The 22,128-nt window shown below is 66.7% G+C and carries 15 protein-coding genes; 7 read left to right on the top strand and 8 right to left on the bottom strand.

Annotated elements, in window-relative coordinates; all coding sequences use genetic code 11:
- Positions 1-237 precede the first annotated feature (237 nt).
- The 3 genes from FHW94_RS07775 to FHW94_RS07765 are packed head-to-tail and all read left to right on the top strand — an operon-like array spanning position 238 to position 4,509.
- Entirely contained in the window at positions 238-924 is a 687-nt protein-coding gene (locus FHW94_RS07775) for a response regulator transcription factor (RefSeq protein ID WP_168555076.1), read from the top strand.
- Entirely contained in the window at positions 905-2,254 is a 1,350-nt protein-coding gene (locus FHW94_RS07770; protein WP_246865923.1) for a FecR domain-containing protein, read from the top strand. Before FHW94_RS07775 ends, FHW94_RS07770 begins: the two co-directional genes overlap by 20 nt.
- Positions 2,251-4,509 carry a CHASE2 domain-containing protein gene (locus FHW94_RS07765; protein WP_349237459.1) on the top strand — a complete coding sequence of 753 codons (2,259 nt, stop codon included), beginning with the start codon at positions 2,251-2,253 and terminating at the stop codon, positions 4,507-4,509. The genes FHW94_RS07770 and FHW94_RS07765 overlap by 4 nt, the downstream gene beginning before the upstream one ends.
- Before the next feature lie 643 nt (positions 4,510-5,152).
- Here FHW94_RS07765 and FHW94_RS07760 read toward each other — a convergent pair.
- On the bottom strand, positions 5,153-6,025 hold the full coding sequence (locus FHW94_RS07760) for a hypothetical protein (RefSeq protein ID WP_210425474.1): 873 nt from the start codon (positions 6,023-6,025) through the stop codon (positions 5,153-5,155).
- A 283-nt stretch (positions 6,026-6,308) separates the two neighbouring features.
- On the opposite strand from FHW94_RS07760, the gene FHW94_RS07755 reads away from it, so the two are divergent.
- Positions 6,309-6,752 (top strand): hypothetical protein, encoded by a 444-nt coding sequence (locus tag FHW94_RS07755; protein WP_168555074.1) that lies wholly within the window; start codon positions 6,309-6,311, stop codon positions 6,750-6,752.
- Positions 6,753-6,796: 44 nt separating this feature from the next.
- On the opposite strand, the gene FHW94_RS07750 is transcribed toward FHW94_RS07755, so the two are convergent.
- A complete protein-coding gene (locus FHW94_RS07750) occupies positions 6,797-7,057 on the bottom strand; it encodes a hypothetical protein (protein WP_168555073.1) in 261 nt (86 codons plus the stop codon).
- A 161-nt stretch (positions 7,058-7,218) separates the two neighbouring features.
- Here FHW94_RS07750 and FHW94_RS07745 point away from each other — a divergent pair, with 161 nt between their 5' ends.
- Positions 7,219-8,310, top strand: a complete 1,092-nt coding sequence (locus tag FHW94_RS07745; protein ID WP_168555072.1) for a putative zinc-binding metallopeptidase — start codon at positions 7,219-7,221, stop codon at positions 8,308-8,310.
- On the opposite strand, the gene FHW94_RS07740 is transcribed toward FHW94_RS07745, so the two are convergent.
- The 3 genes from FHW94_RS07740 to FHW94_RS07730 are packed head-to-tail and all read right to left on the bottom strand — an operon-like array spanning position 8,303 to position 13,952.
- Positions 8,303-9,064, bottom strand: a complete 762-nt coding sequence (locus FHW94_RS07740; RefSeq protein WP_349237458.1) for a GDSL-type esterase/lipase family protein — start codon at positions 9,062-9,064, stop codon at positions 8,303-8,305. The two genes, FHW94_RS07745 and FHW94_RS07740, sit on opposite strands and share 8 nt — an antisense overlap.
- On the bottom strand, positions 9,061-10,524 hold the full coding sequence (locus tag FHW94_RS07735) for a carboxylesterase family protein (protein WP_168555071.1): 1,464 nt from the start codon (positions 10,522-10,524) through the stop codon (positions 9,061-9,063). The genes FHW94_RS07740 and FHW94_RS07735 overlap by 4 nt, the downstream gene beginning before the upstream one ends.
- A complete protein-coding gene (locus FHW94_RS07730; RefSeq protein ID WP_168555070.1) occupies positions 10,521-13,952 on the bottom strand; it encodes a LamG-like jellyroll fold domain-containing protein in 3,432 nt (1,143 codons plus the stop codon). The genes FHW94_RS07735 and FHW94_RS07730 overlap by 4 nt, the downstream gene beginning before the upstream one ends.
- Positions 13,953-14,113: 161 nt before the next feature.
- On the opposite strand from FHW94_RS07730, the gene FHW94_RS07725 reads away from it, so the two are divergent.
- The gene (locus FHW94_RS07725; protein ID WP_349237457.1) at positions 14,114-15,472 is read left to right on the top strand and encodes a sugar porter family MFS transporter; all 1,359 of its coding nucleotides are present in this window, start codon (positions 14,114-14,116) and stop codon (positions 15,470-15,472) included.
- Positions 15,473-15,518: 46 nt separating this feature from the next.
- On the opposite strand, the gene FHW94_RS07720 is transcribed toward FHW94_RS07725, so the two are convergent.
- On the bottom strand, positions 15,519-18,122 hold the full coding sequence (locus FHW94_RS07720) for a glycoside hydrolase family 3 protein (RefSeq protein WP_246865922.1): 2,604 nt from the start codon (positions 18,120-18,122) through the stop codon (positions 15,519-15,521).
- 226 nt (positions 18,123-18,348) lie between these two features.
- Here FHW94_RS07720 and FHW94_RS07715 point away from each other — a divergent pair, with 226 nt between their 5' ends.
- On the top strand, positions 18,349-19,539 hold the full coding sequence (locus FHW94_RS07715) for an ROK family transcriptional regulator (protein ID WP_210425473.1): 1,191 nt from the start codon (positions 18,349-18,351) through the stop codon (positions 19,537-19,539).
- A 32-nt stretch (positions 19,540-19,571) separates the two neighbouring features.
- On the opposite strand, the gene FHW94_RS07710 is transcribed toward FHW94_RS07715, so the two are convergent.
- Both FHW94_RS07710 and FHW94_RS07705 read right to left on the bottom strand, forming a co-directional pair.
- Entirely contained in the window at positions 19,572-20,492 is a 921-nt protein-coding gene (locus FHW94_RS07710) for an ROK family protein (protein ID WP_168555068.1), read from the bottom strand.
- A 46-nt stretch (positions 20,493-20,538) separates the two neighbouring features.
- The gene (locus FHW94_RS07705) at positions 20,539-22,089 is read right to left on the bottom strand and encodes a tryptophan halogenase family protein (RefSeq protein ID WP_246865921.1); all 1,551 of its coding nucleotides are present in this window, start codon (positions 22,087-22,089) and stop codon (positions 20,539-20,541) included.
- Positions 22,090-22,128 lie beyond the last annotated feature (39 nt).

Genomic DNA, 22,128 nt, shown 5'->3' with positions numbered 1-22,128 from the left:
CGTTCCCTCGTGCGTTCGGCACAGCGTTCCGCCTGGGCTCTTCGCCCACTGTGCACACCTTGATGCCAGACTTTACGGCGTTCGGGAATGCACCAAATTGGTATCTGTTGCGTAGATTTGTTTCTTTTTGCCCTGCTGTAAAACATTGCAAAGGGTTTATGCGCTATCTCGCAATGCGCGCGTGCATTGCTATGGAGGCGGGAGATCGCCCGGAATTGCGGGCGCAGAAGGGCCGACGTGCGCATAGCGATTTTGGAAGATGACGTGGCCTTGGCGGGGTTGGTGGAAATGACCCTGGCCGAGGCGGGGCACACGTGCGAGGTGTTCGGCGACGGGCAGGTGCTGACGCGTGCCCTGCATCGTGCCACGTATGATCTGCTGATTCTCGATTGGAATGTGCCCGGCATGACCGGGCTGGCCATTATCGAATGGACGCGCGGGAACCTGGAAGTGCCGCCACCGGCGCTGATGCTGACCAGTCGCTCGGCCGAGGAAGACATCGTTGCGGGCCTGTCGGCCGGGGCAGACGATTACGTGATCAAGCCGGTCACCCCCGCCGTGCTCAAAGCGCGGGTCAACGCGCTGGTGCGCCGTGCCTATCCGGCAACGGCACCGATGGTCGAGCAATTCGGTCCCTACAAGTTCGATACACGTGCTGACACCGTGGAACTGGCCGGGCAGGGCATCGCGCTCACCGCTAAGGAATTCGCACTCGCGCTTCTGCTGTTCCGCAACATGCACCGCGCCTTGTCGCGGGCCTATATCTTCGAGGCCCTGTGGGGCCGCAATCCCGACCTTCCCACGCGCACGCTCGATGCCCATATTTCCAACATCCGCACCAAGCTAAACCTGCGGCCGGGCAACGGGTTCAAACTGGTGCCGATCTATGCCTACGGATATCGCCTTGAAGCGCTTGCTTCCTGAAGCCGCGGCCCTGGTGCTGGGCCTGTTGCTCACTGCCGTCGGCACGGCGCCGGCCTTGGCCGCGAACCCGCCCCAAGGGGCCAGTGCGTTTACCCCGGCGCCCGATGACATGGTTCGCTATCTGGTCCGTCCCGGCGACAACCTGTTCCGCTTGGCCAGCGACTATCTGATTCGCCCCGAAACCTATCGGCAGGTGCAGCAGATCAATCACGTCGCCGATCCGTTGCGGCTGCCGATCGGCAAGACCTTGCTGATCCCGCGCGTGCTGCTCAAGCATGAGACGGTGCGCGGTACGGTGCTGAGCTGGCGTGGCGCGGTGCGCATCGATGGCCGCCCGGCGGCCAACGGCATGCCGGTGGCCGAAGGCATGCTGTTGGAAACCGGGCAGAAGTCTTTCGTGACAGTGACGCTGCCCGATGCCACCAGCATTGCCCTGCCGTCGCAATCGGCCGTGCGCGTGCGCCGCTTGCGCAAAGTGGTGCTCGATGCGCATGTCGAACGCCTCTTCGCGATCGAGCGTGGCCACGCCAGCGCTGCCGTCACCCCGATGACCGATCCGGCCAGCACGTTCCAGTTCGCCACACCCGGCGCGGTCACGTCAGTGCGCGGCACGCACTTCCGCATGAGCTATGACGCGCAAAGCCGCCGCGCCACCAGCGAGGTGTTGGAAGGGAAAGTGGGCTTCGATCCCAGCGGGCGTGCGGCGCAGGTGCTGCCAGCGGGCTTTGGATCTGCCAGCGATCTTGACGAGCCGGTGGCACTGCTGCCCGCGCCGCAATGGATCGATGCCGGCAGCCCGCAGGCCGGCCCGCAGCTGCGCTTTGCCTGGCAAGCCCAGCCCGGCGCGCGGGGCTACCACGTGCAGTTGGCTGCCGATGCCGAGTTCGTCAAAGTGCTGGACGAGACGGTGGGGGCCGAAACCACGGCGCAGCTCGCCGCCCAGCCGGATGGCCATTATTTCGTGCGCGCCACCGCGATCGACGAGCACGGCCTGGAAGGCAAGCCTGCCATCGCGCAGTTCGACCGACGCCTGGAAAACAGCCTGCGCCTATCGGTGGAAGAAAGCTGGAACGGCCCGGTGCGGCAATATGTGTTCCATTGGGACCCGGCTTACGACAGCCAGGCAACGTTCCACTTCCAGCTGGCCAAGCCCGGCCGCGAAGATCGCCCCGAAATCGATCGCCCCGGCCTTTCCAGCCATATGCTGGTGGGCCTGGCGCTGCCCGCGGGGCGCTATCGCTGGCGGGTGCGGATCGATGAAGTGGTGGGCGGCACCACGGTGTCGCATTGGAGCGATTACCAGGACGTGCGGATCGAGGCTTCCTGGTGAGCCTGGGCCATCAGCTGAAACTGCGGACGCAGTGGTGGCTGATCCTGGTGGCGGCAAGTGTGCTGGTGCTGGTGCTCACGCTCGACCGCACGATGCTGCGGTTCGACAATGCGATCTATGATCACCTGTTGCAGCTGGGCGGGCCCGCATCGGGCCAATCGGTGCTGCTGGTGGAAATCGATGACGAGAGCATCGCGCGCATGGGGGGCTGGCCGTGGAACCGCACGATCCACGCCGCGCTGATCGATCGGATCAAGGCCGGAAATCCGCGCGCGATTGCCTATGACGTGCTGTTTACCGAGCCCGGCGATCCCGCCGTGGATGCCCGGTTGGGCGAGGCGATCGCTGCTGCCGGGCCGATCTTCCTGCCGATGTTGCCGCCGCCCCATGGTGCCGCCGGCACCATGGCCGAACCGGTGCTGCCGATCGAGGCGGTGCGCCAGGCGGCGACGGGCATTGGCTATGCCTCGGTCGATCCCGATGCCGATGGCGTGGTGCGCACGGCCACCGTGGCGTCGCGAACACGGCAGCCGCAACATCTCATGGCGCTGGCGGCCCAGGCCGCGCTGCGCCGCGCGCAGCCGGACGCGGCGGCGCAGATCCCTGTGGGCGCGCGGTTGATCCCGTTTGGTGCAGGTGGTGGGCGTTGGTCCGAAGTTTCGGCCGCCGCCGTCCTGGCTGGTGAAGTGCCGCCCGAACTGTTGCGCGATCGCGTGGTGGTGGTGGGCGCCACCGCCACCGGATTGGGCAGCCGCTATCCCACGCCCACCGGGCGGGTGATGTCGGGCTTGGAGATCGAGGCGCACCTGTTGCAGGGCCTGATCAATCGCGCGATGATCCGGCCGGCCGGGCCGATTGCCTTGCTTGCGCTGGGGCTTGTCCCGCTGTGGGCCTTGATGATCGGCCTGGGCCCCTTGGGCCGGGCACCGGCGCTGGTGGTCGTGGGGCTGAGCGGCGCAGCGGTGGTGGCGGTTTCCGCGCTGTGCTTGCTGGTGCTGCGCCTATGGCTGCCACCGGGTGCGGCGCTCGCGGGGTTGGCGGTGGCCTATCCGCTGTGGGGCTGGCGGCAACTGGCGGTGATCGAGCAGTTCATGCGCGCGCAGTTGCAGCGCCTGAATGAAGAGCCATCGCTGTTGCCGCGCGTGGTGCTGTCGCGGCCGGGACGGCGCGGGATGGCCGATACCATTGCCTTGCTTCACGCCGCCATCGCCCGCAACCGCGAGATGCGCCATTTCGTGGCCGACCGGCTGGACCAGTTGCCCGATGCCACGCTGGTGGCCGATCTGCCCGGCCGCATCGTGTTGGCCAACGCCGCGGCACATCGGCTGTTTGCCAGCTTCGACCGCAGGATCGAGGCGGGCGTTACCCAGGCAAGCGATCTGCTTGCGGCGGTGCGCCTGGCTGGCAGCGGCGTGGCGGTGCCGTTCCCACCAGAAGCGAGCGCGCCAGCCACGCACGAAGTACAGCGTGACCAGGCGCATTTCTATCTGGTGGGCATCGCTCCGCAGACCCAGGCCGATGGCCAGCGCGCCGGCTGGATCATCCGTTTTGTCGATATCAGCGAGGCAAAGGCCGCCCAACGCCAGCGCGACGATGTGGTGCAATTGCTCACGCACGACATGCGCTCGCCGCAGGCGTCGATCCTGGCGGTGCTCGAAACGGCCGCGCCCGACCGGATCAATCCGGTGGAAGCGGGTGCCATTCGCCATTATGCCGAGCGGACCCTGCGCCTGGCGGATGGCTTCGTCCAACTGGCCCGCGCTGAATACCTGGAATACGCGCTGGAAGAGGTTGACCTGGGCGACATGCTCATCGACGCGATCGACGATCTTTGGCCGCAGTCCAATGCCAAGGCGATAGAGATCGTCACGCAGGGTGAAGAGCCGATGCTGGTGCTGGGCGAACGGTCACTGCTCACCCGCGCGCTGGTCAACGTCATCGGCAATGCCATCAAATACAGCCCGGAGGGCACGCGCATCACGTGCACCCTCACGCGCGAGGATCGCGCCGATGGCGGCCACTGGGCCCTATGTTCGATCGCAGACCAGGGCTGCGGCATGGATGAAGACCTGCGTGCGCGAATGTTCGAGCGCTTCCTGCGTGGCCCGGTCGGGCTCGGCCCCAAGACCAGCGGCGCGGGCCTGGGCCTCAGTTTCGTGCACACGGTGATGGTCCGCCATCACGGCACCATTGCCTGCGAAACCGCGCCGGGGCGGGGCACGACATTCACATTGGCGTTGCCGATCAAGGGTTGAAGCGCAAGCGTTGCAGGTTCTGGCGCAGCGCAGTGAGGAGCGCATCGCACGAGGGCCCATGCGCCGCGACCCAGGCGCTGGACGCAAGTACCATGCTTTGTCTGCGCTTGGGGTGTTCGGCCAAGGGCATGCACGGACGGTCCAAGGGTGTGGATCACGTGCCGATCAGGCACCCCGCCCGATCAGGCATCCCCCGGTGGAGGGGTTAGGCCTAACGGCCACTGCCAGCCGCTTGTACGGGCGCTGAATCCCGCACCCACGGCGCATGCGCGACAAGATGGCGCAAAAGTTAGGGTGAGCTCACAGAGGGGGGCGCTGCTTCCGCGCTGGCGCTTCAACCGTGGGTGAGGAACCAGGCCGTTGCGAGCATCGCGACCCACAGCGCGCTGTTGATGCACACGATAAACGCCATCTTATAGCCACGGTCACGACCGAGAGGCATGTCAGGCGCCATGCGCCAATGCGGGTGCTGCCAGTGCTGATGGTGGGCGTTTGTGGTCACGAGCCAAGTCCCGAAGCGAATATGCTTCCCCTTCGCACATCGCCCGCGCCTTGGCCTGTAAAGGAATGTCAATTTCGGAGCTAACGCCCCACAACAACATCCAAACAGGTTGCGATTGGTCTTGGCGGCTTGGTTGTCGCCCTAGCCGGTGGGTTCCAGCAAATGACTGGCGGTGGTGGTGCCGGGCGCGGGTGGTAGAACCGCGCGACCCGCGTCGATCAATTCGGCCAGTTGCGCGGCGAAATGCGCGCGAACCATGGCGCGTCCCGGCGCGGACCACTCCACCCGGCCACGGTCGATCCGGACCATCATGCCCTGCGCATGGGCTTGGCGCAAAAGACCGCGCAAGTGAACATGGGTGACGCCAAAGCGCTTGGCGAGGTGGCTCAAGACGATCGGCACCGGCTCGCGCGGGGGAAACGGGGCGTCGCCCTGCCCATGCCCCGATAGCGCCCACAGCAGTTGCGAGCCGGCATACGGATGCAGGAACAAGCCGCGCACCAACGGCGCCGGATCTGGGCCGAGCGCGGCCTGGTGCAGCCGGGTGATCTGCACGTCGAGAAAACGGCGGAAAAGCGTGTCGTCGGTCAACTGGGTTGCCAGGCCATCGAGTTCCGGCGCCAGCAAGGCGGCCGCGCGCAGCGCCAGTTCCAGATGGCGCCGCCACGCAGCCAGGAACCGCGGCGTGGGGTGATAGCGCATAGGCCGGGCGCCCGGCGTGGCGGCGCGCAGGAAATCGAGATGTTGCAGGAACGCGAGCAAAGACCGTGCGCGCCCCGCGCTGAGAAAGCCCGATGCGGCGCAAATGGCCTTGAGCGCGGATTGCGTGATGCCCCCGCGCGGATCGAGATGCATCGCATACATCGCGCAAAGATAGCGGCCGGCGTCCTTGCACACCGCGCCCATCCGCTCGTCTTCCTCGCAAACGAGCAGCATGTTGCCAACCAGTTGCCGACCGGCGCTGTCGAACGCCGGATGCGCCAGCACGGCCCGCCAGGCCGGCGGCCAGTTCATGGTGTCGATGGCCTGTCCCCCCATCACAACCGATGCCCGATGCCAATCATGCGCCGGTGGAGCGCGCCGGCATCGGGATCGGATCGTTGGCCGGTCGCCCGGCCTTCGTCCCCAGGTGAAACGATTACATTGTCACAGCGCGCAGATCAAATTTTTTCAGTTGTGAACGGCCAATCCCTCGGTCAATTTTCTGCAGGTCCGCAGTTGTCGACGATGGCCTTGATCGCAACATGCCTTGTGATCGGCGCGGATATTGTCACATGCTTTGATGGGGGGATTTTCGATGCGCACTGTTCTCGTCGCCGCCGCCGGATTGGCCTTGTCCACCACGCCTGCACTTGCCGCCACCGATCCCGAGGCGCCCGTGTTCGAAAACGGAACTGTGTGGGAATATTCCGAAATTGCCACCACCGATGGCCATTTCGACGATTACCTGCAGTGGCTCGATACCGAATGGAAAGCCCAGGAAGAAGCCCTCAAGAAAGCGGGGGTGATCAAGAGCTACAAGGTCCTGCTGGTCGGCGCGCCGCGCAAAGGCGAGGGCGACGTGATCCTGGCGGTGGAATATGCCAACATGGCGGCCTTCGATCGCTCCGTGGCCGATGGTTATGCCCTGCAAAAGAAAATCTTCGGTTCGATCGCCCAGGCAAACCAGGGCCAGGCCTCGCGCGCGTCGATCCGCACGATCCTCTCCACCACGCTCCTGCGAGAAGCCGTCCTCAAGTAACAATTGGCATGCCAGGGTCAGCGGTTGTTGCCCCTGGCATGCATTCAGCCCGGCGTTTCGACGAGTTCGGCAATCTCAAAGACGTGGCTTTGCCAGCCGCGCATGCGCGCAGCCTCGCGCGCGGGGGCTTCCTTGCGCCGCGCCTCCGCCAAAGAGCGGGTGTGGCCCCAGAACACCTCGGTCTTGCCGTTTTCCAGTTGGGCCACGATGCGCCAGTAATGGGTAAAGGTATCGGTCGTCGGCCCGATGGTCTTGACATAGCCATCGGGCATGGTGGCGGTAAGGTAGCGGCGCTTTTTCTTCATGGCGTACGGGCTTGTGCCCAATCGCGATCGGTGCTGCAACCGCGCAACGCCCCGGCAATGGTACTATCTGGATAGGAACAGGATAGCGCACGCGGCGTAGTCACCCACGCCAACTGCCTTGGCCGCCCACCCTGCCGCCTTTCCCAGCCGGAGCCGTCCCGATGCGTCCCTTTGCCTGCCCCAATTGCCTGCGCCTCAATCATTTCGAAGTTCGGGTCTGCCCCGATTGCACGGCAACGCTGGGCTATGATCCGGCCATCGATCGGTTTCGCTATCTTGCCGACAATGGCACCACCTGGCGCGATCGCCATGGCGATGCTGCGGACCTGGTGGTCTGCGCCAACAACAACGATTTCGGCATCTGCAACTGGCTGACCACGCCCGATGTGGACGACGGGATGTGCCGGGCCTGCCGCCACAATCGCACCATCCCCGATCTGGCCGATCCGGCGGTGCCGCCGCTTTGGGCGCGGGTGGAGGAAGCCAAGCGGCGCCTGTTCCACACCTTGATCCGCCTGGGTCTGCCGCTGGAAACCAAGGCGGAGGAGACCGACAGCGTCCAGGGCCTGGCGTTCGATTTTCTGTACGATCCCGACGCGGTTGGGGGCGGTGAAAAGAAGATCATCACCGGGCACGACGAAGGCCTGATCACGCTGGACGTGGCCGAAGCTGACGACGCCCATCGCGAGCGGGTGCGGCTCGACATGGGTGAGCCCTATCGCACGCTGCTGGGCCATTTCCGGCACGAGGTGGGCCATCACTTCTGGTCACGCCTGGTGGCGATCGATCCCGACCGTCTGGCGCGGTTCCGCGCGCTGTTCGGGGACGAGCGCATCGATTATGCCGCCGCCCTGGCCGCGCATTACAACGGCGGTGCGCAGCCCTGGACCGAGGATTTCGTCAGCGTCTATGCCACCAGCCACCCGTGGGAGGATTTTGCCGAAACCTTCGCGCACTACCTCCACATCGTGGACGTGCTGGCCACGGCGCGCGGTTTCGACCTGTCGCTCACGGCCTTTGGCGGGCACGACGGCGATGGCCAGGTGGCGGTGGAGTTCGATCCCTATCGCGCCGATGCAGCCGCGCTCGCCACGGAAATGGCACCGGTGTCCTTTGCCATGAACGCGTTGAACCGCGCGATGGGGCAGTCCGATCTCTACCCGTTCCACTTGTCCGAGGTGATCGTGGCCAAGCTGGGTTTCATTCAGGAAACGGTGCAGGCCGCGCGGACCGACCCAGGCCGCGTCAACTGAGGCCCTTGGCCGCCAGGATCGGCTCCAGCACCTGCTCCATCGTGGCATAGCCGGCTTCGGTGGGGTGCACCCCGTCGTAGGCCAGGCCCGGCCGCATGCCGCCGGTGCCATCCTGCAACGCGGTGTGGTAATCCACGAACGTGTGCCCGTGTTGCGCCGCATAGGCGGCAAGCCATTGGTTGACAGCCGCGATCGGCGTCACCGTGTCGAGCCCCGGCCGCCAGGGATAGTTGGCGGCCGGTGGCACGGAGCCGAGCAGCACGGCAATGCCGTTGGCCTGAGCCAGCGTGGCCATGGCCGCCAGGTTGTCATGCGTCTGTTGCGCGGTCATCGGGCCTGTGTTGCCGGCGATGTCGTTGGTGCCGGCCATGATGTGGACGGCACGGGGGCGCAAGGCGATCACGTCGGCCATCATGCGCAGTACCATCTGCGGGGTGGTTTGCCCGCCGATGCCACGCCCCACGCGGCTCCCTTGCGCAAAGAACGCCGGGCGTTTGTCGGGCCACCCTTGGGTGATGCTGTCGCCCATGAACACCAGGTTCACGCGCGTACCCGAGGCGATCACGCGGGCATTGTCGGCGGCATAGCGCGCCAGCCAGGGAAAATCGGTCAGGCGGCGGCGTTCTTCATCGCTCAGGGCAGCGGGCGCTGCGGCAAGATCAGCCGCCTTGGCCGTTTGCGATGCGGCCGCCACGCCCAGCGGAGCGGTTGCGATCAGGCCCAGAACATGGCGGCGATTGGCAGGCGTGGTCACAGGTAGCGGCTCCAACGGCAGGGAATGTCGGCCAGCGCCTGGCCGGTGGTGACGCCTTGCGGGCTGATCGCAAGATGGGTGCGCGCGGGGGCATAGCCGGGCCAGGTGGACAGCGGCGCCCCCGTGGCGGCCAGCGACAGCCAGTGCGCCTGCAACGAACTGCCATCGGGCAGGGGGGCCTTGCCCAGAACATAGCCGATGTCCGATCCGTGGAAGCTGCGCGCGCCGCCCGGAGCCAGGTCCAGCTCATAGCGCCACACCGGCCAGCCATGCGCGGCGAGCAGATCGGCCATGCGCCCCGACGGACAACGGAACAGGATATCGGTGGCAATGCGCAAGTCACGGCTGCCCAGGCGCGGGTCTTCCGGCGGATCGCCCTCATCCAGGCGATAGAACGCACGCGCCTGCGCTTCGTTCGGCCCGAACGCCAGGGCCACGTTGCCATCGCGGTGCGGTCGCCCGCCAAGCAGGCCGAATTCGGCGCGGTTCGATCCCACGATCACTGGCCGTGGCGATGCCTTGGCCAGCAGCGCTTCGGGCGCGGCGGGCAGCACAACGCCGTCGATCGTGGTGCGCAGCCAGAGGAAATCGTCGCTTTCCAGCACGCCGTCGTGCAGCGCCTTGTCCGCCTCGAGCAGGGCGTGGGCCGATGCTGCGCGCAACGGCGCTGCGCTACCGTCGGTGCCCAGCACGGCATCGAGCTGGTCGCCCAGGCGCAGCGCTTCATCCAGCGGGCGCGGCGGCAGGCCGAAGCCGGGCGTGCCGCTTTGCAGCGCGGCAGCGGCAAACAGGCCCCGCGTCTGCGGGCTGGCCAGCAGGTAGCCGACGTCTTCGGCCCCGGCGCTTTCGCCAAAGATCATGATCCGGTCGGGATCGCCGCCAAAGCGGGCCACATTGGCCTTGATCCAGCGCAGCGCGGCAATCTGGTCCATCAGGCCATAGTTGCCCGCCTTGCCGCCTTGCTCCGCCGCCAGCGCGCGATGCGGCAGGAAACCGAAGATACCCAGACGATACTGGATCGCCACCAGTACCGCGCCCTGGTGCGGCGGATCGCTCAAGACCGTGCCGCCGGCCGATCCGGCGCGGTTGCTGCCGCCGTGGATCCACACCATCACCGGGCGCTTTCCAGCCAGCGATGGCGTGGCAATGTCAAGCGTCAGGCAATCCTCGCTGCCGCGCACATAATCGGCGTGGTTCCAGCCATAGTCGTTCTGTAGGCAAGACGCGCCCTCTCGGGTGGCGTCGCGTGGGCTTGTCCACCGGGCGGGGGGCTGCGGCGGTTGCCAGCGCAAGGCTGCCAGCGGCGGCGCGGCATAGGGCACGGCGCGAAAGCGCAGCACGCCATCGGCATCGGCCGTGCCGACGAGCGGGCCGCTTTGGCTCTGCGCCACCGGCGGCGGGGCCGCCAGTGCCGGCGCGCCGGCCAGCGCCAGCGCTGCCAGCCAACACCGCCCCTTCACTGCGCCAGGCCGCTGCTGGCAGCCGGCACGTTCCAGCCTTCCAGCGTCACCGCTGCGGGCGTGCCCGCGCTTGCCGGCCAGCGCACCGTGATCGTGCGGCTTTCGCCAGGCATCACCGCCACATAGTTGTCGCTGTAATAGGCCGGCAGCACGCGCTTGCCCGCCGCGTCCACCAGCGTGGCGCGCGCGTTGAGCGCCGGCGTGGTGCCGCTGTTCGTGAGCGTCACGGCCACTTCCTGCTCAGCCCCCACACTGCGTGCCGCCGTGGTTTTCACCGCCAGCGGCGCAGGCGCCATGGCATTGAGCGCGCGATAGGCATCTTCATCCTTGCCGCGCCAATAGACCGTGTCGGTCAGCGTCTTGCCCGCCTTGTCGGCAACCTTGAGGGTGACGAGGACCATCGGCACCTTGGCAAAGATCGCATCGAGCGGCAGGGCCTTGAGCGGGGTATCGCGATTGGCCAGCGCATCGGCGCGGTCACGACGAGAGAACAGCACCTTCCCGGCAAGGTCGGTCACCGTGCTGGTGACTGTCAGCCCGCGCACATCATCGCGCGTGGTGTTGACCAGCACCAGCGCATTGTCGGGCAGGTTGAGCTGGGCATGCAGCGGCCGCGCGGCGCGCTGCGCGCCGTAATAGGCGGCGTGCGTGTCAAAGTCAGAGCTGTAGATCTGCCAGGCGTTCGACGTCCAGGCCGGATGGGTCATCCAGAACAGGCGCCCGCTGTTCTTGGTCCACAAATGGCCCAGGAACCCTTCGATCATCGCCTGGTGGGTTTCCAGGTTCATCATCTGCGCCTTGCGCTCGAAATCGGTAAAGCTGGTCGCGGCACCGAACCGGCGATTGAGGCTCTCCATGAACGTCTTGGTGTCGCCATTCCCCGAGAAATGCCAGTCATGATAGGCCAGCGTGTCGCTCAGCGGCCAGCGATCGGCTTCAGGCACATATTGCGCGATGGCCGCCGCCGTGGCGAGGCTGGGCGTGCCGGTTTCCACCGAGAAGCCGGTGGCCAGGTCGGTGAAATAGCCTTCGGGCTGGCGATAGTTGTAGGGGCCGGAGCCTTGCAGGTTCACCGTGTTGGAACTGCCGGTGAACCAGCGCGTGCCGTCCAGCTTGAACAGCAGGTCGTCCAGCCCTTCGTTGAGCGCGGGGTAGGGCACGCCTTCGTTGCGACCGAACCAGATGATGATGGAGGGGTGGTTGCGATAGCGCTTCACCACGTCAGCGGCATTGGCCAGGAACAGTTGCGGGTCTTGCGGTTCCACCTGGAAATTCTGGGTCGATTGCCAGAAATCGTTGAGCACCATCATGCCGTATTCGTCGGCCAGGTCATAGAATTCCGGCTCGGAATTGTTGCCCATCCAGTTGCGGACGATGTTGAGATGGGCGTCCTTGTGCAGGCGGAACGCGGGTTCCAGCCGCTCGCGCGAGACGCGCTTCATCGCATCGTCCATGCCCCAGCTGCCGCCGCGCGCGGCGATCTTCACGCCGTTGACGCGGATCGTCAGGTGCGGCTCGGGCAGGGTATCGGCCGCGCCGAGCGCCTGCACGGCGGGCGACGTCTCGCCCGCTGCGGTCAGCGATTCCACCCAGCCGCGCGGGGTTTCCAGAATCGCCTCATGCCGCACATCGATCAGTTTCTGCCCGGCCAAACGCCCGTCGGTGGTCTGCACGTTCACCCGGCGCAGCACGCCGGCATGGTCCATCAGCGAAAGATCGTAGGAAACTTCGCGAATGCCGAAGCGGGTTTCCGCCCGGTCAGACACGGCGCCATCCACCGCGGCGGTGATGTGCAATGGGTGCAGCGCTTGCTCGCCATAGCCGTTGGGCCACCACAGCTTAGGGTTCTTCACCCGCAATTGCGGGAAATCGGCGGGGGTGAAGCGCACTTCGCCTTCGCCCGGTGCCAGGGTCACGGTGCGCTCCACGCGCACGTCATCGAACGCGGCGCGCACCGTCACCGTTCGCGGGGCATCGGCATCGTTGCGCAGCGGCACGGTGATCAGCACGTCGGCGCTGTCGGTGCGCGGCAGCGGCAGGTCGGTCACCACCTGGCTGTCGAGCAGGCGCACATCGCCATGGGCTTCCAACTGCACGTCCTGCCACAGGCCGGTGTCGCGGTCGCGGATGCCGGGAATCCAGTCCCAACCTTCGGTGGCGACGAAGGTGGGGCCGTCGATCGCCAGTTGCCCGCCGTTTTCGCCGACGCCCGCCTTGATCGACTGTTCGTGCGGAATGCCGGGGTGCGGCGGCGGTGACACGCGCACCGCGATCACGTTTTCGCCGGCCACCGGCACCAGGGTGAACGCGCCACGGGCAAAGGCGCCCTTGGTCTGGCCCACCTGCTGGCCATTCACCCAGATCTGCGCGGCATAGTTGATGCCGTTGAATTTCAGCGTCAGCCGCTTGCCCGCCGCCTCGGCCGGCACGGTGAAGCTGGTGCGATACCACCAGTCCTGCCGCGCCAGGCTTTCGGGAATGCGCATGTTGTTGAGGCCGTAATAGGGATCGGGATAGACCCCGCGATCGACCAGTGTGGTCAGCACCGTGCCCGGCACGGTGGCAGCGCGCCAGGTGCCCTTGGGGCTGCCGGGGCGCGACAGCGCAGCGCCATCGGCGCCCGGCACATCGGGCGCGCCGGCCAGTTGCCAGCCGTTGATGCGCCACAGGCCCGGTGCCACGGGTTGCGCGGCAGGTAGCGCGGGCGCCGGCTTGGCCACGGGCGCGGAGAAGCCGCCCTTGCCCTGCGGCAGGGTCCATGGGTCTTGCTGGCGCCAATAGCCGGTGTTGGCGGTCTTCTGGAATTCCCAACCCACGCCCACATGCCACATCTGCACCAGATCGAAATCCGGGCGCGCCGCGACCAGTGCTTGCACGGCAGGGGCCGTCAGGACGCCATCCTCGATCCGCGCGTCGACCAGATCGCCGCCGAAATGAGGGCTGCCGGGCAGGGCAGGCGCCAGTGCCAGGCGGGGCGCCAGGACGCCGGCATCGGCCAACGCGCCACGCGCCACTTCCTGCCCATCGACATAGAGCACCGCCTCGCTGCCGTTCCAACTGGCCGCGACATGGGCATAGCGGCCCGCCGCCAGCGCGCGCGGCGCGCTCAGCACGGCGCCGCCAACGCGCAGCGCCGGCTTGCCATCGACCAGCAGCAAGCAGCGGCACGCACCCGCCGGATCGCCCAACGCCAGCAAGACCACGCTGCCGGCTTGGCTCGCCTGCGGCCGCACCCAGGCGGCAAAGCCGGTCGGCGCGCGCGGGGCCAGCAGCGGTGCATCGACGGGCACATCACGGGCAATGCCGATGCCGCCCTGAAGCACGGCGGCGTTCCACGGGCCGCCGTTGGCAACCGGCGCGGCCATGGCAGCGGGGGCCATTGCTCCGCCCAGGATGGTGGCAGCAAGCAGGCTTGTGGCAAAACGCATCGAAAATCCCTCTCCAAATCCGCAAGCCGCCCGCTTGGCCGGGCGTGCCCGCCGGTGTATGGCATGCGGCATCGTGCGGCCTGCCATCCCATCATCGACGGTTCCTTTTTGACGCAAACCGAATTAATAAGTCAAATTGAATTATTCATTGGGAGAGAGCAATGCACGCAAATGTCCAGGGCGGTGCTGGCGCAGGGGGAGCGACGCTCCAGCCCATGCGCGGTGCCGCGCTCAAGGCGGCGGTGGCCGCCAGCCTTGCCGGTTTGTTGTTCGGTTTCGATACCGCGGTGATCTCCGGGGTGACTGAGGCCTTGCGCCACCATTTCGCACTTTCGGCAACGGGCTTGGGCTTCGCCGTCTCCTCGGCGCTGTGGGGCACGCTGGTGGGGGCCAGCGTCGCGGGGCGGTTGGGCGATAGCCTGGGCAGCCGCCGCGTGCTGATCTGGATTGGCATCGCCTATCTGATCTCGGCGATCGGTTCGGCCCTGGCAGGGGGCATGGGCGTGTTCGTGGCGTTCCGCTTCCTGGGTGGCCTCGCCATCGGCGGATCATCGGTGCTGGCGCCGGTCTATATTTCCGAAGTCAGCGCGGCGGCGCGGCGCGGGCGCCTGGTCGCCATGTTCCAGTTCAATATCGTCGCCGGCATCCTGCTCGCCTATTGCAGCAACTGGCTGCTGGCGCTGTCCCTTCCGGCCGACCTGGCCTGGCGCGCCAAGCTGGGCATTGCCGCGCTTCCGGCGCTATTCTTCGTGGCCATGATGCCGGGCATTCCCGAAAGCCCGCGCTGGCTGGCCACCAAGGGCCGGGCGCAGGCCGCACAAGCGGCAGCCAAGCGGCTTGGGCTTGAAGAGTTGGGGCTTGAAGCGCTGGCGCTAGATTCGGCCGATCAGGGCCACGCTCGCCTGGAATGGCGGCGCCACCGCAGGCCGATCCTTCTGGCCTTGGCGATTGCTGCGTTCAACCAGTTGTCGGGCATCAACGCCATCCTCTATTACCTGAACGACATTTTCGCCGCTGCCGGCTTCACCGGGGTTTCCGCCGATCTTCAGGCGGTTGCCATCGGGTTGACCAACCTGATCGCCACGATGGTGGCCATGACCGTGATCGATCGCATCGGCCGCCGCCCGTTGCTGCTCACCGGCGCGGTCGGCACCACGGTGGCCCTGGCCGGCGTTGCCGCGATCTATGCCACGGGCAGCGGGGCGCAGTTCCTTCTGCCGCTGCTGGTGCTGTTCATCGCGGCCTTTGCCTTTTCGCAAGGCGCGGTCATCTGGGTCTATCTGTCGGAAATCTTTCCCACCCCGGTGCGGGCACGCGGCCAGGCGCTTGGCAGCACCACGCACTGGGTGCTCAACGCCGCGATCAGCTTTGCCTTTCCGGTGGTGGCCCAGTTCACGCAAAGCCTGCCCTTCGTGGTCTTCGCGGTCGCGATGGCGGTGCAGGCCGTGGTGGTCTGGCGGTTCTTCCCCGAAACGCGCGGGGTCGATTTGGAAGAGCTCGCCACGCGTCTCTCACACTGATTGATGGGGCGGGCGGGGCCTCGGCTGGTCCCGCCCGCCATTGGCGTCAATGCGTGGCGCAATCCAGACGCACTTGCGCGTCCATGCCCAGCTTCACCCGCGCCAGGCTCACCGTCATGGCGCCGGGCGTGGACAGGATCAGCGGCGCATCCACCGCGCCGACGCTGGCGCCGGCCTTGCGCAAGCATTGCAGCGGCACGCCCAGCGTGGTCCAGCTGCCGTGCGGCAGCATGTCCAGCGTGCCCAGTGGCAGGCGCGCGGTCTGTGCGCCGCTGCGCATGGCCAGGGTCACCGGTGCGGTCGGCTTGGTGTCCACGCGGATCGTGGCCACCAGCATCATTTCGCCATTGGTCTCGCGCGAAAGATCGGCCGGCGCGTGGGTGGTCAAGGCCAGGGCGGCCTCACCCTTGGTGCCGGAAAAGGCAAAAGTGCGCGCGCCTTCCTGCACCTGGTAATCGGTGGCGGTGATCGCCACACCGCTATCGGCCACGTTGGCCGGCACGCTGGTGATCCGGGTGATCCCGCCGCTGGCCGGGTTCTGGATTTCCAACGACCAGCCCGGCGTCGGCACGCCTTTCTGGAAATATTCGGTGGTGCTGCCCGCGCTGTCGTCCACGCCCGATTGTTCGGGCAGCGGCGCCCATGCTGCCACCGGCGTCTTGAGCGAAAGGCCATGGCCGAGGGGATAGAGCGTGGGGCCGCCGGGCACCGCCGTCATCGGCCAGCGGAACGGCAGGCGCCCCGTGAAATCGTGAGCCACGCTGCCATCGGCCTTGCGCAGCAGTCCATCGGCGAGGCCCGCGCCTTCCGAGCCGGGCAACCACGCCACCACAAAGGCATCGGCCGTGTTGAGGAACGGATTGGCATAGAGCGGCCGCCCGGTCAGCATCACGGCCACCACCGGCACGCCGGCCGCCTTCAACTTGCGCATGGTTTCCAACGGGGCACGCTGGTCCGGCTTCAGTTGCAGGCTGCGCACGTCGCCCTGGAATTCGGCATAGGGCGTTTCGCCAAAGATCACGATCGCCGCATCCGGCTTTGGCCCGGCAAAGCTGCCATCGGGCGAAAGCGTGGCCGTGCCACCGGCCGTGCGCACCGCTGCATCGATTCCTTGCCAAAGCGTGGTGGCGCCGGGAAACAGCTTGGGATCAAGCCCGGTGCCTTGCCAGGACAGCGTCCATCCGCCCGATTGACGGGCAATGTCGTCGGCGCCGTCTCCGGCCACCAAGATGCGGGACTTGGGCGAAAGCGGCAGCAGGCCGCCCTGGTTCTTGAGCAGGACCAGCGATTCCTGCACGGCCTGGCGCGCAACCGCGCGGTGGGCGGCGCTGCCCAGTAGATCGAACTGCCCGGCCAGCGGACGGGAAGAGGGGCGCCCCGCCTCGAACAGGCCGGCGCGCATTTTTACGCGCAGCACCGCACCCACCGCTTCGTCCAGCCTAGCCGTCGGCACGATGCCGTCCCGCACCTGGGCGATCAGGCTGTGATACAGCGCCTTCCAACTGTCGGGCGCCATCAACAGGTCGATCCCGGCGTTCACCGCCTGCGGGCAAGAGGCGTTGCTGCAACCAGCCACCTGGCCGTGCGCGTTCCAGTCGCTCACCACCAGCCCGGCAAAGCCCATCCGCTTTTTCAGCACATCGGTCAGCAGGCTCTTGTTGCCGGTCATCTTCACGCCGTGCCAGCTTGAAAAGCTGGCCATGACCGACAGGACACCGGCATCGATCGCGCTGACATAGGGCGTGGCGTGCACCTTGATCAGCGTGGCTTCGTCGATCACCGCATCGCCCTGGTCGCGCCCCTCGAACGTGCCGCCATCGGCCAGGAAGTGCTTGGCGGTGGCAATCACGTGCGGCCCGGCCAGCACTGGCCCGGAATTGGGCTTGCCCTGAAGCCCTTCGATGAAAGGCCGGGCATAGCTGGCCACCAGTGCCGGATCTTCGGAATAGCCTTCATAGGCGCGGCCCCAGCGGGTATCCTGCGGCACGGTGATCGTGGGGGCAAAGGTCCAGTCGATGCCCGTCACGCGCACTTCGGCGGCCGTCACGGCGGCGATCTTCTGCAACAGCGCCGGGTCATGCGTGGCACCCAGTGCGGAATTGTGCGGAAACAGCGTGGCGCCCACGATGTTGCTGTGCCCGTGCACGGCATCGGTGCCCCACATCACGGGGATGGCCACGCCGCCGTCACGCTTGTCAACCGAGGCATCGTAGAATGCGTCGGCCAGCTTGAGCCATTCCGGCGCCGGGGCATAATCGTTGCCGCCCGGCCCGGCATTTCCGCCGTTGAGCACCGAGCCCAGATGATAACGGTGCACGTCTTCGGGCGTGACGGTCGAAAGGTCGGCCTGGAGGATCTGCCCGACTTTTTCTTCCAAGGTCATCCGCTTGACCAGGGCAGCGATGCGGCGTTCCATGGCTGGGTCGGCGCGCCAGGGCCATTGCGCGCGCGGCCAGAGATCGGGATGCGCCTTGGCCGCCGCGTCGGTTGGGGCAGCAGGCGCCGCCTGCGCGGCGGCAGGTGTGCCGGTGCCGACCATGAGAGCCAGGGCGAGGGCGGCCACGGCGGTGTGCGTGCCGATACGGTTCGCGCGAAGCGGCCGCTGGCGGTTGGGCAGGTGCCGACCGGGTTGGAGCAGGGAACGGACCATTCTAGGCATCCTTAATTAAAGAAAGTTGAAATAATTTTTTGGTTTTCTGCGCCGGGCTATGCCAGTAATGACCAGAATAAGACCAGCTGGCGCGATTTTGGCACGTGGGCGTACGTTTCTACGTTGTGTCGCGGGCGGCGCGTGGCATTAGACGGAAATGGGATCGAGGCACGATGATCAGGTTGAAACCGCCCCGGATGGCAGCCTTGCGGCAGGGCCGGGCGTAATGGCGGGCGATCAAATCCGCTTGTCCGGCACCAATCTCGAACGGGCTGCCGATCACAACCAGCGCGTCACGCTGCACGCCATCCGCGTCAACGGCCCGCTCACGCGCATCGATCTGGCGCGGATCACCGGGCTGACGCCCCCGGCCATCGCCAACATCACCAAGCGCCTGATGGCAGACGGCCTGATCGAAGACGCTGGCCAGCGGCGCGGCGGTCGCGGACAGCCGGCCACGCGCCTGGTTATCAACCGCACCGCTTGCTATGCCATCGGCGTCAATATCGATCGTGATCATATCACGCTCGTTCTGGTGGATTTCACCGGGGCCGTGGTTGCCGGCGTGACGCAGGATATCGCCTTTCCCATGCCCGCCGATGTGCGCGCGCTCTATTGTGGATCGATCCACCGCTTGCTGGATGAGGCTGGCGTCGATCCAAAGCGCCTGGTGGGCGTCGGCGTGGCCAAGCCCGACGATTTCGGCCTGGTCGATCTGCCCGGCCGCCCCGCCGATTTCGCCTGCTGGGAAACGACTGACCTCGCTGCGGTTTTCCAGGGGCCGTTCGATCTGCCGATCTTCGTGGAAAACGATGCGGCGGCCGCTGCCATGGGCGAACAGCAACTCGGCCATGGGCAAACCTGTTCCAGCTTCTTCTACATCCTGGTGTCGTCGGGCCTGGGCGGTGGCCTGGTCGTGGATGGGGCCTATTTCCGCGGTGCCAACGGGCGTAGCGGTGAAATCGGTTTCCTGCTGGCGCGGGCAGAAGGCCAGGCCCCGCACCAGGTGCAGGATACCGTCTCGCTTTCCGGCGTCCGCCGGGCGCTTGATGCCGCCGGCCTTGCGGTAAGCGACCTGCGCGGCAATCCTGACGATCCGCGGCTCGATGTGCCGATGACCGCCTGGGTGGAAAGCGCCGCCGAAGAACTGTGCGATCCGCTGATCGCGGTGAATTGCCTGATCAATCCGGCCGCGGTTTTCGTGGGTGGCCGCCTGCCGGCGCGATGGGTCGATGCCTTGGCCGATCGGCTCAACCATTTGCTGCAACAGCGCGGACGGCATGTTCCCGTGCTGTCTCCGGTGCAACGCGCGCTTCTGGCCGAAGATGCTCCGGCGGTCGGCGCGGCGATCCTGCCGTTCAGCCATTTCCTGCTGCCCGCCGCGCGGGTGCTGTGGACGGCCGACGCGGCGGATTGACGCGCCGGCCCGGGCGATACCTGCCGGCAGAGTCACGCTGCCACCCGCGCTCCTGCCTGGGCATGATGGTCGAGCGCTGCCAGCGCCAGTGCCACAGGGCCAAGTGGCCCGGCCTTGTCGCCCAGGCCCGGTGCGCAGCAGAAATCTGCAGCTTCCGGCACCGTCATGTATCCTGCCACGCTTTCGCGCAGGGCCGCATGGATCATGCCGATCAATTGCGGCTGTCCCTGGATCACGCCACCACCGAACAGGATGCGACGCGGCGCCGTGGTCAACAGCATCGTGTGGCACATTTGCGCCAGGGGGTGGGCCACTTCGTCCCACACCGGATCATCGGATGCGATGGCGTGGATCGCGCGCTCGCCCAGCCGGGCCTTGATCGCCGGGCCCGATGCCAGCCCTTCCACGCAATCGCCGTGATAGGGGCATGCGCCCGGCCAGGCATCGCCGCTGCGCCGTGCCACGCGAATGTGGCCCAGTTCGCAATGCGCCAGGCCGCGCGTGGGCAGGCCGTTGACGATCAGCCCCACGCCCACCCCGGTGCCCACGGTGACATAGGCATAGTCGGCCAGCCCTTGCGCGGCGCCCCAGCGGCCTTCGGCCACGGCGGCCGCGTTTACATCGGTATCGAAACCCCAGGGGCCATCGTGCCCGGCGCGCAGTGCGCCCAGCACGTCGGTGTCGCGCCAACCCGGTTTTGACGTGCTGGTGACATGCCCGTGGTTGGGCGCTGCGGGATCAAGTTCGACCGGCCCGAACGAAGCCACGCCGATTGCCGCCAGCGGCCCGGCGCTGCGCCACTTGGCCAGCAGGGCGGCAAGCGGTGGCAGGGTCTGTTCCGGTGCCAGGGTGGGCAGGGTCTCTTGCTCGAGAATAGTACCATCGGCGCTGGCCAGGCTGGCGATGCACTTGGTGCCGCCCAATTCGATTCCGGCAAGGCGCACTTCAACCATGTCTCAAACGTCCTTTTTACAAGATGGAGGGCGCCGGTGGGCCATGTCAGGCCGCAATCGGGCTGACAGGCTCTCCTGCGGCAATATGTGCGATGAAATCGCGATGGGGCCTTGCGCTGGCCGCAGCCGAAGCCACGGTTTCGCGCATGCGGCGCAGCGCTTGCGCAATTTCTTCGTCGGTAAAGTGATCGGCCATCGGATCGTGCGTGGCGGGCAGCCAATCGAAGCCGGCGTACATCGACAGCCAACTGGGATCGAGAAAGCTTTCCCATTCATAGCGCACCAGCCGCCCGCGCGCGCGGAACAGGCGCAGCTTGTGGGCAAGCATTTCGGGCACCTCGGCATCGCGCAGGCGGTCCCAGAACGGTTCGCCCAGGCGCCGGTTGCCCAGGTAATGCAGGATCAGGAAATCGCGGATGCGGGCATATTCCAGCCGCGTCGCACGGTTGAATTCGTCGGCGAGCGCCGGATCGAAATGGGCATCGGGAAAGAAATCGGCCAGCCGCTCGATCGCGGTCTGGATCAGGGTGATGCTGGTCGATTCCAGCGGCTCGAGAAAGCCCGCCGCCAGCCCCATCGCCACGCAATTGCCCGCCCAGAAACGCGCGCGGTGCCCGGCGCCAAAGCGGATCAGGTTGGGCTCGGCCAGCGTCTCGCCCTCCAGGCGGGACAGCAGCTTGGCGGTTGCCTCGTCGTCGGAAAGCATGGCGCTGGAATAGACATAGCCGTTGCCCACGCGGTGCTGCAGCGGAATGCGCCATTGCCAGCCGGCCTCGCGCGCGGTGCTGACGGTATAGGGCCAATCGCGCGATGTATCGGCCGCACAGGGAATGGCCACGGCGCGGTCGCACGGCAGCAGGTGCGTCCAATCATTCCATTCAACGCCCAGCGCCTTGCCCAGCAGCAAAGAGCGAAAGCCGGTGCAATCGATGAACAGGTCGCCGTCGATCGTGCCATGATCCTGCGTGACCAGATGGGCGATATGGCCGCTCTCGCCGTCGAGCGCCACGTCAACGATCACGTCGTCGATATGCCGAACGCCTTGGGCCACGGCGCGGGCGCGCAGCATCGCGGCAAAACGGCTGGCATCGAAATGCACCGCCCAGTCGAACACCGCCAGATCGTTGACCGGCTTTTCGGGCGGCAGCATGAACGCGCCGCGCGCCGCCATCTGGGTGCACAGGCTGTATTCGCCAAGGTCATGGCCCTGGCCGGCATGGTGCAGCTTGAGCCAGTATTGATGGAACGGAACACCGCGCGAAGGCATGCCGTACAAGCCGAACGGATGGAAGAAGCGGTGGCCGGGGTGCGCCCAATCCTGGAATTCGATGCCTAGTTTGACCGTGCCACCGGTGGCGCGCAGCACGTCGATTTCCGAAACGCCGATCGCGCGGAAATAGTCGCGTATGCCCGGCACCGTGGCTTCACCCACGCCCACCGTGCCGATCGCGCTCGATTCCACCACGGTGATGCCCACGCCCTGGCGCGCCAGACGCCCGGCGAAATAGCACGCCGCCATCCACCCGGCCGTGCCGCCGCCCGCGATCACGATCTGGCGAATTGGCTGGGCTTGTTGCGCGGCTGGCATGTCGATCATGGCAACACCTTACGGGCTTGAAGCGAAAAGACCCGCCGT

The sequence above is a fragment of the Novosphingobium sp. SG720 genome, from assembly GCF_012275365.1.
Taxonomy (GTDB): domain Bacteria; phylum Pseudomonadota; class Alphaproteobacteria; order Sphingomonadales; family Sphingomonadaceae; genus Novosphingobium; species Novosphingobium rhizosphaerae.
This window is presented reverse-complemented; position numbering and strand designations above follow the sequence as displayed.